At 63.9% G+C, this 12,797-nt stretch carries 11 protein-coding genes; 4 read left to right on the forward strand and 7 right to left on the reverse strand.

Going from position 1 to position 12,797, the window contains the following annotated elements; genetic code table 11:
* Genes pilY1 through pilE form a run of 3 tightly spaced genes read left to right on the forward strand, consistent with a single transcriptional unit; the run spans window position 1 to window position 4,257 of the window.
* Window positions 1-3,486, forward strand: coding sequence for a type 4a pilus biogenesis protein PilY1 (pilY1, locus tag HMPREF2924_RS03090; RefSeq protein WP_003134937.1), 3,486 nt, complete (start codon window positions 1-3; stop codon window positions 3,484-3,486).
* A 1-nt stretch (window position 3,487) separates the two neighbouring features.
* Window positions 3,488-3,835: a type 4a fimbrial biogenesis protein PilY2 gene (gene pilY2 / locus HMPREF2924_RS03095; protein WP_003094713.1), complete on the forward strand. Its 348-nt coding sequence runs from the start codon at window positions 3,488-3,490 to the stop codon at window positions 3,833-3,835.
* On the forward strand, window positions 3,832-4,257 hold the full coding sequence (pilE, locus tag HMPREF2924_RS03100; protein WP_003094721.1) for a type 4a pilus minor pilin PilE: 426 nt from the start codon (window positions 3,832-3,834) through the stop codon (window positions 4,255-4,257). The genes pilY2 and pilE overlap by 4 nt, the downstream gene beginning before the upstream one ends.
* A gap of 46 nt (window positions 4,258-4,303) precedes the next feature.
* Here pilE and ispH read toward each other — a convergent pair whose 3' ends face one another.
* From ispH to murJ, 6 genes are all read right to left on the reverse strand, one after another.
* Window positions 4,304-5,248, reverse strand: coding sequence for a 4-hydroxy-3-methylbut-2-enyl diphosphate reductase (gene ispH, locus HMPREF2924_RS03105; RefSeq protein ID WP_003134939.1), 945 nt, complete (start codon window positions 5,246-5,248; stop codon window positions 4,304-4,306).
* A gap of 85 nt (window positions 5,249-5,333) precedes the next feature.
* Window positions 5,334-5,774, reverse strand: coding sequence for an FKBP-type peptidyl-prolyl cis-trans isomerase (fkpB, locus tag HMPREF2924_RS03110; protein ID WP_003102613.1), 441 nt, complete (start codon window positions 5,772-5,774; stop codon window positions 5,334-5,336).
* Window positions 5,767-6,276, reverse strand: a complete 510-nt coding sequence (gene lspA, locus HMPREF2924_RS03115) for a signal peptidase II (RefSeq protein WP_003094728.1) — start codon at window positions 6,274-6,276, stop codon at window positions 5,767-5,769. Before lspA ends, fkpB begins: the two co-directional genes overlap by 8 nt.
* Window positions 6,269-9,100 carry an isoleucine--tRNA ligase gene (gene ileS, locus HMPREF2924_RS03120; RefSeq protein WP_003094730.1) on the reverse strand — a complete coding sequence of 944 codons (2,832 nt, stop codon included), beginning with the start codon at window positions 9,098-9,100 and terminating at the stop codon, window positions 6,269-6,271. The genes lspA and ileS overlap by 8 nt, the downstream gene beginning before the upstream one ends.
* A gap of 23 nt (window positions 9,101-9,123) precedes the next feature.
* Window positions 9,124-10,062 carry a bifunctional riboflavin kinase/FAD synthetase gene (gene ribF, locus HMPREF2924_RS03125; protein ID WP_003110419.1) on the reverse strand — a complete coding sequence of 313 codons (939 nt, stop codon included), beginning with the start codon at window positions 10,060-10,062 and terminating at the stop codon, window positions 9,124-9,126.
* 96 nt (window positions 10,063-10,158) lie between these two features.
* Window positions 10,159-11,697 (reverse strand): murein biosynthesis integral membrane protein MurJ, encoded by a 1,539-nt coding sequence (murJ, locus tag HMPREF2924_RS03130; protein WP_003102622.1) that lies wholly within the window; start codon window positions 11,695-11,697, stop codon window positions 10,159-10,161.
* Between the two features lie 283 nt (window positions 11,698-11,980).
* Between murJ and rpsT the strand changes: the two genes are divergently transcribed.
* Complete coding sequence (gene rpsT / locus HMPREF2924_RS03135; RefSeq protein WP_003094744.1) at window positions 11,981-12,256, forward strand: 30S ribosomal protein S20; 276 nt, start codon at window positions 11,981-11,983, stop codon at window positions 12,254-12,256.
* A gap of 66 nt (window positions 12,257-12,322) precedes the next feature.
* On the opposite strand, the gene HMPREF2924_RS03140 is transcribed toward rpsT, so the two are convergent.
* A complete protein-coding gene (locus HMPREF2924_RS03140) occupies window positions 12,323-12,787 on the reverse strand; it encodes a CreA family protein (RefSeq protein WP_003094746.1) in 465 nt (154 codons plus the stop codon).
* Between the last annotated feature and the right edge of the window lie 10 nt (window positions 12,788-12,797).

Raw genomic sequence — 12,797 nt, forward strand, 5'->3', positions numbered from 1 at the left:
ATGAAATCGGCACTCCACCAGATCGGCAAGACCTCGCTGGCAGCCGCGCTCAGCGGCGCCGTCCTGCTCTCCGCCCAGACCACCCACGCCGCCGCCCTGTCGGTCAGCCAGCAGCCGCTGATGCTGATTCAGGGCGTCGCCCCGAACATGCTGGTGACTCTCGACGACTCGGGCAGTATGGCGTTCGCCTATGCGCCAGACAGCATTTCCAGATATGGGAACGATACGTTCTTCGCGTCGAACAGCTTCAACCCGATGTACTACGACCCGAATACGCGGTACAAACTGCCGAAGAAAGTAACCCTCTCCAACGGCCAGATTCAGGTCCAAGACTATCCGAAGCCGAGTTTCACCGCAGCGTGGCGCAATGGATTCACCCAACAGGGCCAAGTGGATCTGTCCCGCTACTACCGGCCAACTATTTCCTACAGTGGTGGCTCGAGTGCGGGCAGCGAGTCCAGCATGCACAGCTCTCGACTCGCGTTCTACTACCAATACTCGGGCTCCGGTTGCTCCTCGACCAACGAATCCTGTTACAAGCGTGTAGATATTGTCGGAGCAGACCAGCAACAGAACTTTGCCAACTGGTATTCCTTCTACCGTACCCGCGCCCTGGCTACCCAGACCGCCGCCAACCTAGCCTTTTATAGTCTGCCGGAAAATGCGCGGATCAGTTGGCAGTTGCTGAACAACTCCTACTGCCAGATCGGCAGCGGTTCCAGCAACTGCTACAACAACTACCTGAGAGACTTCACTGGTCAACATCGGGTGAACTTCTTCAACTGGCTGGAAAATCTTTCGGTCAATGGTGGTACGCCACTGCGCCAGGCGATGACCCGGGCAGGCGAGTTTCTCAAGAAGACTGGCGTCAACGGTCCCTATGCTTATCGCCCAGGGACTCAGACCGCGCCCGAGTACAGCTGCCGGGGCAGCTATCATATCCTGATGACCGACGGTCTCTGGAACAACGACTCGGCCAGCGTAGGCAATGCCGACAGCACCGCTCGTAACCTCCCCGATGGGAAGAGCTATAGCAGCCAGACACCCTACAGGGACGGTACGTCCAATACCCTGGCCGACCAGGCCTTCCATTACTGGGCCACCGATGCCCGGCCGGATATCGACGACAACATCAAGCCGTACATTCCCTACCCGGACCAGGCCAATCCCTCGGCGGAGTACTGGAATCCGCGCAACGATCCGGCGACCTGGCAACACATGGTGACCTACACCCTGGGCCTGGGCCTGACCACCAGCCTCACCAGTCCGAGATGGGAAGGCTCCACCTTTTCCGGTGGCTACAACGATATCGTGGCTGGCAACCTGAGCTGGCCCCGCGCGTCGAACAACGACCCCAACAACGTCTACGATCTGTGGCACGCCGCAGTGAACTCCCGGGGCGAGTTCTTCAGCGCCGACTCGCCGGACCAACTGGTCGCGGCCTTCCAGGACATCCTCAACCGAATTTCGGGCAAGGACCTGCCGGCATCCCGCCCCGCCATCAGCTCGTCCCTGCAGGAAGACGACACTGGCGACAAGCTGACCCGCTTCGCCTACCAGACCAGCTTCGCCAGCGACAAGAACTGGGCTGGCGACCTGACCCGCTACAGCCTGACCACCCAGGACAAGGCCACCGTGCAGACCAAGCTGTGGAGCGCGCAGAGCATCCTCGACGCGATGCCCAACGGTGGAGCTGGCCGCAAGATCATGATGGCCGGATCCGGTACCTCGGGCCTCAAGGAGTTCACCTGGGGCAGCCTCAGCGCCGACCAGAAGCGGCAGTTGAACCGCGATCCGGACCGCAACGATGTCGCCGACACCAAGGGCCAGGACCGCGTGGCCTTCCTGCGCGGCGATCGCAGCAAGGAGAACAGCGACAACTTCCGCACCCGCAACTCGATCCTCGGCGATATCATCAACTCCTCGCCGGCGACGGTCGGCAAGGCCCAGTACCTGACCTACCTGGCCCAGCCGATCGAGCCCAGCGGCAACTACTCCACGTTCGCAGAAGCACAGAAAACCCGTGCCCCGCGGGTATACGTCGGCGCCAACGACGGCATGCTGCACGGTTTCGATACCGACGGTAACGAGACCTTCGCCTTCATCCCAAGCGCGGTCTTCGAGAAGCTCCACAAGTTGACCGCCCGCGGCTACCAGGGCGGCGCCCACCAGTTCTACGTCGACGGCTCGCCGGTGGTCGCCGACGCCTTCTTCGGCGGCGCCTGGCATACCGTGCTGATCGGCAGCCTGCGTGCCGGCGGCAAGGGCCTGTTCGCCCTCGACGTGACCGACCCCGCCAACATCAAGCTCCTCTGGGAAATCGGCGTGGACCAGGAGCCCGACCTGGGCTACAGCTTCCCCAAACCCACGGTCGCCCGGCTGCACAACGGCAAGTGGGCCGTGGTTACCGGAAACGGTTATTCCAGCCTGAACGACAAGGCCGCGCTGCTGATCATCGACCTGGAAACCGGGGCCATCACCCGCAAACTGGAAGTCACCGGCAGGACCGGCGTACCTAACGGTCTATCCAGCCCTCGCCTGGCAGACAACAACAGCGACGGCGTAGCCGACTACGCCTACGCCGGCGACCTGCAAGGCAACCTCTGGCGCTTCGACCTGATCGCCGGCAAGGTCAACCAGGACGATCCGTTCAGCCGAGCCAACGACGGCCCGGCGGTGGCCTCGAGCTTCAGGGTGTCTTTCGGTGGCCAACCGCTCTATTCGGCGGTCGACTCCGCCGGCGCGGCGCAGGCGATCACCGCCGCGCCCTCGCTGGTTCGCCATCCGACACGCAAGGGCTACATCGTGATCTTCGGCACCGGCAAGTATTTCGAGAACGCCGACGCCCGGGCCGATACCAGCCGCGCCCAGACGCTCTACGGCATCTGGGACCAGCAGACCAAGGGCGAAGCCGCGGGCAGCACACCCCGACTGACGCGCGGCAACCTGCAGCAGCAGACCCTGGACCTGCAGGCCGACTCGACCTTCGCCTCGACCGCTCGCACCATTCGCATCGCCAGTCAGAACCCGGTCAACTGGCTGAACAATGACGGCAGCACCAAGCAGTCCGGCTGGTATCTGGACTTCATGGTCAACGGCACCCTGAAGGGCGAGATGCTGATCGAGGACATGATCGCCATCGGCCAGGTGGTGCTGCTGCAAACCATCACCCCGAACGATGACCCCTGTGCCGACGGCGCCAGCAACTGGACCTATGGCCTCGATCCCTATACCGGCGGTCGCACCAGCTTCACCGTGTTCGACCTGGCACGCCAGGGCGTCGTGGACTCGAAATCCGACTACAGCTACAACAAGCAGAACGTCGCGGTATCCGGTACCGAGCAGAAAGGCCTGGGAGGCTTGACGCTGAGCACCAACGAACAGGGCAATCCGGAAGTCTGCTCCTCGGGCGAATGCCTGACCGTGAACCCCGGTCCGAACACCCGTGGCCGCCAGAACTGGCGCCCCATCGAAGGAAAGAACTGATATGAAAGTGCTGCCTATGCTGCTGGCCCTGGCCGTTCCCGGCCTCTGCTGGGCCGAAGAGCCCCAGACCTTCGAAGGCGCTGGCGTGGTCTTCGAAGTCCAGGTCGAGAAGAACCTGGTGGACATCGACCACCGGCTCTACCGCCTTCCCAACAGCACCGTCAGGAACGGCATGCCCAGCCTGTTCCAGGTCAAGCCGGGCTCCGTGGTGTCCTACTCTGGCACCGTCAGCCAGCCGTGGTCCACCATCACCGATATCTACATTCACAAACAGATGAGCGAACAGGAGCTGGCCGAGATGATCGAGAAAGAACAGCCCCGCCAGGACGGGGAGGAGCAGCCCCGATGAGGACAAGACAGAAGGGCTTCACGTTGCTGGAAATGGTGGTGGTAGTGGCGGTGATCGGCATCCTCCTCGGCATCGCCATTCCCAGTTACCAGAACTACGTGATCCGCTCCAACCGCACCGAGGGCCAGGCCCTGCTCTCGGACGCAGCCGCGCGCCAGGAACGCTACTACTCGCAGAACCCCGGGGTCGGCTACACCAAGGACGTAGCCAAGCTGGGCATGAGTTCGGCCAACTCGCCGAACAACCTGTACAACCTCACCATAGCGACGCCCACCAGCACCACCTATACCCTGACCGCCACGCCGATCAACTCGCAGACCCGCGACAAGACCTGCGGCAAGCTGACCCTCAATCAGCTCGGCGAACGCGGCGCAGCCGGCAAGACCGGCAACAACAGCACCGTCAACGACTGCTGGCGCTGAAACGAAAGAGCCCCTCTACGAGAGGGGCTCTTTCATTGCGCACGGTTCACAAAGCCTTGACCCGCAGTTCCTTGGGCATCGAGAAGGTAATGTTCTCCTCCCGCCCGTCCAGTTCCTGTTCCTCCGACGCCCCCCACTCACGTAGCTGGGCGATAACGCCGCGCACCAGCACTTCCGGCGCGGAAGCGCCTGCGGTGATTCCGATGCGACGCACACCGTCGAACCAGCCGCGTTGCATGTCCTCGGCACCGTCGATCAGGTAGGCCGGCGTGCCCATCCGCTCGGCGAGTTCGCGCAGGCGGTTGGAGTTGGAACTGTTGGGGCTGCCCACCACCAGGACCATGTCGCACTGGTCGGCCAGTTCCTTCACGGCATCCTGGCGGTTCTGGGTGGCATAGCAGATGTCGTTCTTGCGCGGCCCCTGGATCTGCGGGAACTTGGCGCGCAGGGCATCGATGACCTTCGAGGTGTCGTCCATCGACAGGGTGGTCTGGGTCACGTAGTGCAGGGCTTCGGGCTTGCGCACCTCCAGCGCGGCGACGTCGGCCTCGTCCTCCACCAGGTAGATGGCACCGCCGTTGCTGGCATCGTACTGGCCCATGGTGCCTTCCACCTCGGGGTGGCCTTCATGCCCGATCAGCACGCATTCGTGGCCGTCGCGGCTGTAGCGCACCACTTCCATGTGCACCTTGGTCACCAGCGGGCAGGTCGCGTCGAAAACCTTCAGGCCGCGCCCCTCGGCTTCCTTGCGGACCGCCTGGGAAACGCCGTGGGCGCTGAAGATGACGATGACGTTGTCCGGCACCTGATCGAGTTCCTCGACGAAGATGGCGCCGCGCTGGCGCAGGTTGTCCACGACGAACTTGTTGTGCACCACCTCGTGACGCACGTAGATCGGCGGGCCGAAGACATCGAGGGCACGGTTGACGATCTCGATGGCGCGATCCACGCCGGCGCAGAAGCCGCGGGGATTGGCGAGTTTGATTTGCATGGCGGTCTCGTGGGCGACGCGGTGATTGGACGAATGAACCTTGCTACCGCCCTCCCCGCTTGGGAAGGGCGCAGCGACCGACGGTTCAGGCCGGCTGGACGTCGATGATCTCGACTTCGAAGGCCAGGGTCTTGCCGGCCAGCGGATGATTGAAGTCGACGGTCACCTGCTGCTCATCGAACGCCTTGACCACGCCCGGCAGTTCGGTCTTGGCCGCGTCGTTGAAGATCACCAGCAGGCCCTCGGCCAGCTCCATGTCCTGGAACTGGTCGCGCGGCATGATCTGCACGTTCTGCGGATTCGGCTGGCCGAAGCCCTGTTCGGGAAGAATGCTCAGGGTGCGCTTGTCGCCAGCCTTCAAGCCGAACAGCGCCTGTTCGAAGCCCGGCAGCAGGTTGCCGTCGCCGACCTTGAACGAGGCCGGCTGCTTGTCGAAGGTGCTGTCGACGACGTTGCCGTCCTCCAGCTTGAGGGCGAAATGCAGGGTGACGCGGCTCTCCTGGCCAATGCGGGTCGACTCAGCCATGGGCGGCTTCTCCGGATTTCTTCGATCTGAACATGTCGAGCGCCAGCATGACGGCGCCGACGGTGATGGCGCTATCGGCCAGGTTGAACGCCGGGAAGTACCAGCGGTTCTGCCAGTGCACCAGGATGAAGTCCACCACGTGGCCAAGAACCATGCGGTCGTAGAGGTTGCCCAGGGCGCCACCGAGCACCAGCGCCAGGGCGATGGCCAACCAGGTCTCGCCTTTCTTCAGGCGTTTCAGCCAGACCACCAGGATCGCGCTGACGACGATGGCGATCAGGGCGAACAGCCAGCGCTGCCAGCCCGAGCTGTCGGCCAGGAAGCTGAAGGCGGCACCGGTGTTGTAGGCCAGGGTCCAACTGAACAGATCGGGGATCACCACGATCTGCTGGTACATGCTCAGTTCGGCCTGGAAGAACGCCTTGCTGAGCTGGTCGAGGACGAACACCAGCACGGTGATCCACAGCCAGGGCAAGCGCCCGAAACGATCGACCTCAGGCATAGTGGCGAACCTCGCCGCTGCCTTCGATGTTCTCGATGCAGCGACCACACAGGTCAGGATGCGCAGCATGCTGACCGACGTCCTCGCGATGGTGCCAGCAACGACCGCACTTGGCGTGGGTCGACTTGACCACTTTCAGCTTGAGGCCGGCGACTTCGCTGTCCACCGCGTCGGCTGGAGCCGCCGACAGCGGCGCCAGGGTCGCGGTCGAGGTGATCAGGACGAAGCGTAGCTCGTTGCCCAGCTTGGCCAATTGGGCCTGCAGCGCGTCTTCCGCATACAGGGTGACTTCGGCCTGCAGGTTGCCGCCCACGGCCTTGGCCGCGCGCTGGTTCTCCAGCTCCTTGTTGACCGCGGCCTTCACTGCCATGACCTGTTCCCAGTACTGGCGATTCAGCGTCACGTCGGCCGGCAGTTCGCTGAGGCCGTCGTACCAGGTGGCGAGCATTACCGACTCGGCGCGCTCGCCGGGCAGGAACTTCCAGACTTCCTCGGCGGTGAACGCCAGGATCGGGGCGATCCAGCGTACGAGGGCCTCGGCGATGTGGAACAGTGCGGTCTGGCAGGAGCGCCGGGCGACGCTGTTGGCGCCGGTGGTGTACTGGCGGTCCTTGATGATGTCCAGGTAGAACCCGCCCAGCTCCTGTACGCAGAAGTTGTGCACCTTGGAATAGACGTTCCAGAAGCGGTACTCGCGGTACGCCTCTTCGATCTCGCGCTGCAAGAGCAGGGCACGATCGACCGCCCAGCGATCCAGGGCCAGCATTTCCTGGGGCGGCAGCAGATCCGTGGCCGGATCGAAACCGTTCAGGTTGGACAGCAGGAAGCGCGTGGTATTGCGGATCCGCCGGTAGGCATCGGCGCTGCGCTGGAGAATCTGCTGGGATACCGCGATCTCGCCCGAGTAATCGGTCGAGGCTACCCACAGGCGCAGGATGTCGGCGCCCAGGGTATCGATGACGGTCTGCGGCACCACGGTATTGCCCAGCGACTTGGACATCTTGCGGCCGGACTCGTCGACGGTGAAACCGTGGGTCAGCAACTGGCGGTACGGCGCATGGTTGTCGATCGCGCAGCCGGTCAGCAGCGAGGAGTGGAACCAGCCGCGGTGCTGGTCGGAACCTTCCAGGTAGAGATCGGCGACCGGGCCGCTGGCATGGCCGATCCGGTGGGAGCCACGCAGCACGTGCCAGTGGGTGGTGCCGGAGTCGAACCAGACGTCCAGGGTGTCGTTGATCTTGTCGTACTGCGCGGCCTCCTCGCCGAGCAACTCGGCGGCGTCGAGCTTGAACCAGGCTTCGATGCCTTCCTTCTCGACTCGCTGCGCGACCTCTTCCATCAGCTCGACGGTGCGTGGATGCAGTTCGCCACTGGCCTTGTGCAGGAAGAACGGGATCGGTACGCCCCAGTTGCGCTGGCGCGAGATGCACCAGTCGGGACGCCCGGCGATCATTCCGTGCAGGCGCGCCTGGCCCCAGCCCGGGACGAATTCGGTCTGGGTGATGGCTTCCAGCGCTCGCTCGCGCAGGGAAGCACCCTGCCTGGGCTGCTTGTCCATGCCGACGAACCACTGCGCGGTGGCGCGATAGATCAGCGGCGTCTTGTGCCGCCAGCAGTGCATGTAGCTGTGATTGATGGTTTCGTGGGCCAGCAGGCTGCCGACCTCTTCCAGCTTGGCCACCACGTTGGGGTTGGCCTTCCAGATGAACTGGCCGCCGAAGAACGGCAACGAGTCGACGTAGACGCCGTTGCTCTGCACCGGGCTGAGGATGTCGTCGTTGCTCATCCCGTAGCGCTTGCAGGTATAGAAGTCGTCTTCGCCGTAGGCCGGCGACGAGTGGACGATACCGGTGCCGGCATCGAGGGCCACGTAGTCGGCCAGGTAGACCGGCGACAGGCGCTCGTAGAACGGATGGCGGAAGTTGATCAGTTCCAGCGCCTCGCCCTTGGCGGTGGCGACCACCTTGCCCTCGCGCTGGTAGCGCGCCAGGCAGGACTCGACCAGGGCCTCGGCCAGCACCAGGTAACGATCGCCGGCATCGACCAGCGCGTAGTCGATCTCCGGATGCACGTTCAGCGCCTGGTTGGCCGGGATGGTCCAGGGCGTGGTGGTCCAGATGACGATCTGCGCCGGCTTGTCCAGGGCCGCCAGGCCGAAGGCCGCGGCCAGCTTGTCGGCATCCGCCACCGGGAAGCCGACGTCGATGGTCGGCGACTTCTTGTCGGCGTACTCGACCTCGGCCTCGGCCAGCGCCGAACCACAGTCGAAGCACCAGTTGACCGGCTTCAGGCCCTTGAACACGAAGTCCTGCTTGACCATTTCCGCGAGGGCGCGGATTTCGTTCGCCTCGTTGGCGAAATTCATGGTCTTGTAGGGGTTGTCCCACTCGCCGAGCACGCCCAGGCGGATGAAGTCGGCCTTCTGCCCTTCGATCTGCTCGGCTGCGTATTCGCGGCACAGTTCGCGGGTCTTGTCCGCCGGAAGATTCTTGCCGTGGGTGGTCTCGACCTTGTGCTCGATGGGCAGGCCGTGGCAATCCCAGCCCGGCACATAGGGCGCGTCGTAGCCCGCCAGGGTCTTGGAGCGGACAATGATGTCCTTGAGAATCTTGTTGACCGCGTGACCGATGTGAATGCTGCCGTTGGCGTACGGAGGGCCATCGTGCAGGACGAACTTCGGACGGTCGCCGCCAATGGCCCGCAGCTTCTGGTACAGACCGATGTCGTTCCAGAACTTGAGGGTTTCCGGCTCGCGCTGGGGCAGGCCGGCTTTCATTGGGAAGGCGGTTTCCGGAAGGTTTAGCGTCGCTTTGTAGTCGGTCATCTCAGGGCCTGTTCAGGATCTCTTCAATCAAGCGGTTGGCCCAGCCAGTAGGCCCGGGCGGCGGCGATATCCGCGAGAATCGCCGCCTTGAGTGCCTCCAGGGAGGCAAAACGCTGCTCGTCGCGCAGCTTCTGGTGGAAGGTCACCTGCAGATGCCGGCCGTATAGATCGCCGGCGAAATCGAGCAGGTGCACTTCCAGATGGGGACGGCCGTCGCCGTTCACCGAAGGGCGGGTGCCGATGTTCGCCACCCCCTGGCAACGCTGGCCATCGACCAGCGTACTGACCAGGTAGACCCCGTTCAACGGCGCCTTGCGCCGTTTCAGTTGAATGTTGGCCGTGGGCGAGCCCAGTTGCCGGCCGAGTTTCTGTCCATGCAGGACCCGTCCGCTCAGGCTGAAGGGACGCCCCAGAAGGCGCTCGGCGAGATGCAGGTCGCCCTCGGCCAGGGCCTGGCGGACCCGCGTGCTGCTCACCCGCACGCCGTCCAGTTCGACGGTGGCGGCCGCCTCGACGGTGAACCCCTGCTCGCGACTGGCGTTCACCAGGAAGGCGAAGTCACCGGAGCGGTCGCAGCCGAAACGGAAATCGTCGCCCACTTCAAGGTGCCGCACCGCCAGTCCATCGACCAGGACCTGGCGGACGAACTCGGCTGCCGACAGCTCGCGCAAGCGGCGGTTGAAGGCCAGGCAGAGCACCACGTCGACGCCCTGCCCACGCAGCAACTCGAGTTTCTCGCGCAGGCGGGTCAGACGCACCGGCGCCGAATCGGGGGAGAAGAACTCGCGCGGCTGCGGCTCGAAAATCACCACGCAGCTGGGTACGCCCAGCTCCAGCGAGCGCTCGCGCAGACGCGCCAGGATAGCCTGGTGCCCGAGGTGGACGCCGTCGAAGTTACCGATGGTGGCGACGCAGCCCCCGGCCAGGGGCTGCAGGTTGTGTAGTCCGCGAAGCAGCTGCATAGCACGCTTATTGCTCAGAAAGTGGTCGATTATACGCGTACCGGGCGCCGGACAACAGGCAAAACGGCATGATCCCGCCGCCAGCCCGGACGCGCTTCACAGCACCGCCCGACGGGAAAAGTCGCGCAGGCGGAAACCCAGCAGCGCGAGCATACCGAAATAGGCCAGGAGACCGGCAACCACCAGCAGGCCGAGGCGCAGGAATCGCTCCAGCATGGCGCCCTGCTCCCAGGCCGGCAGCCAGTGCATCGTGGCCAGCAGCACCGCCGACATCGCCAGCACCGCGACCACCAGCTTGACCAGGAACTTCGCCCAGCCCGGTTGCGGCAGGTACAGACGCTGCTTGCGCAGTTGCCAGTAGAGCAGCCCGGCATTCAGGCAGGCCGCCAGGCCGATGGACAGGGCCAGGCCGGCATGCTGAAGCGGGCCGATGAAGGCCAGGTTCATCAGTTGGGTGGAAACCAGGGTGAAGAGCGCGATCTTCACTGGCGTACGGATGTTCTGCTGGGCATAGAAGCCCGGCGCAAGAACCTTGACCAGGATGATGCCGAGCAGGCCGACGGAGTAGGCGACCAGCGCGCGCTGGGTCATCGCCGCGTCCACCGTGGTGAACTTGCCGTACTGGAACAGCGAGACGGTCAGAGGTTCGGCGAGGATCGCCAGGGCCAGCGAACAGGGCAGCACCAGCAGGAAGCACAGGCGCAGGCCCCAGTCGAGCAGGCGCGAGTACTCATGGCGATCCTTGTTCGAATAGGTCTTCGCCAGCATCGGCAGGAGGATCGTCCCCAGCGCCACGCCCAATACGCCGGAAGGCAGCTCCATCAGGCGGTCGGCGTAGTACATCCAGGACACCGAACCGGCTGCCAGGAACGAGGCGAAGATGGTGTTGATGATCAGCGAGATCTGGCTCACCGAGACCCCCAGGATCGCCGGCAGCATCAGCTTCATCACCCGCCAGACACCGCTGTCCCTGAGGTTCAGGCGCGGCAGCACGAGCATGCCGATCTTCCTCAGGTGCGGCAGCTGATAGAGGAGCTGCAACAGGCCGCCGGCCAGCACCGCCCAGCCCAGCACCATGACCGGCGGATCGAAATAAGGCGTGAGGAACAGCGCGAAGCCGATCATTGCGACGTTCAGCAGGGTCGGCACGAAGGCCGGCACCGAGAAGCGGTTCCAGGTGTTGAGGATCGCGCCGGCCAGGGACGACAGCGAGATCAGCAATATATAAGGAAAGGTCACCCGCAGCAGGTCGGTGGTCAGGGCGAACTTTTCCGGGGTATCGGCGAAGCCCGGCGCGGTGACCCAGATAACCCAGGGCGCGGCGAGGATGCCGAGCGCCGTGACCAGCGCCAGCACCAGCGTGAGCAAGCCGGAAACGTAGGCGATGAAGGTCCGCGTCGCTTCCTCGCCCTGCTGGTTCTTGTACTCTGCCAGGATCGGCACGAAAGCCTGGGAAAACGCCCCCTCGGCGAAGATCCGCCGCAACAGGTTGGGCAGCTTGAAGGCGACGAAAAAGGCGTCGGTGGCGAGGCCGGCACCGAAGATCCGCGCCAGGATGGTATCGCGGACGAAGCCGAGGACCCGCGACAGCATGGTGATGGAACTCACCGCCGCCAATGATTTGAGAAGATTCATGGATGTCGGGCTGCCGGCATGTCGAAATTGATCCTGTCCAAGACCGCGACCGGCCGGGCCGGTTCATCGCGCGAGTGCGCCCTCGCCGCCGAACGGCGGTCCGCAAGGGCGCGCCGAGTGTAGAATGCGCGCCGGAATAAATCACCCGCAAGAAAGCAGGCGACATCCGTCGCCGATCTTTCCGGCCGCATGCGCAGCCCCTTGACAACCCCTGGAGGCGACGGCATTATTCGCGGCCTTAATTTGTTCGCTATTTACCCAGTTTTTTTCGAGGAGCTCGACGGTGGCCAACACACCTTCCGCCAAAAAACGCGCCAAACAGGCTGAGAAGCGTCGCAGCCACAACGCCAGCCTGCGCTCCATGGTGCGCACCTACATCAAGAACGTCGTGAAAGCCATCGACGCCAAGGACCTGGAAAAAGCCCAGGCCGCCTTCACCGCCGCTGTACCGGTGATCGACCGCATGGCTGACAAAGGCATCATCCACAAGAACAAGGCTGCTCGTCACAAGAGCCGTCTGAGCGGCCACATCAAGGCCCTCAGCACCGCTGCCGCCTAAGGCACGCCTTGCTCGAATAAAAAACCGGCCAATGGCCGGTTTTTTATTGCCCGCGACTCGCTCGCCTCAGCGAGCGGTCGGCCAGGGCATGAGGGGAATCGCCGTCACCGCGTTCTGCGGACTACCTTCGATCACCCGGTCGCTGTAGACCAGATAGACCAAGGCATTGCGCTTGCGATCGAAGAAGCGCACCACCTGCATGCTTTTGAACACCAGCGAAGTGCGCTGCTTGAACACCTCTTCGCCATCCTTGAGTTCGCCACTGAACTGGATCGGCCCCACCTGGCGACAGGCGATCGACGCCTCGGCGCGATCCTCCGCCAGCCCCAGGCCGCCCTTGACCCCACCGGTCTTGGCGCGCGACAGATAGCAGGTCACACCCTGCACCTTGGGATCGTCGAAAGCCTCGACGACAATCTTGTCGTTCGGCCCGACCCACTTGAACACCGTGGAAACCTCGCCGATCTCCTCCGCCCCGGCAAGCGCCGGCAACAGCAGCAGACCACCCAGCAACCCCGCGAGCTTGCGCATTCGCCCTCTC

This window comes from Pseudomonas sp. HMSC063H08 (genome assembly GCF_001813645.1).
GTDB lineage: Bacteria > Pseudomonadota > Gammaproteobacteria > Pseudomonadales > Pseudomonadaceae > Pseudomonas > Pseudomonas aeruginosa.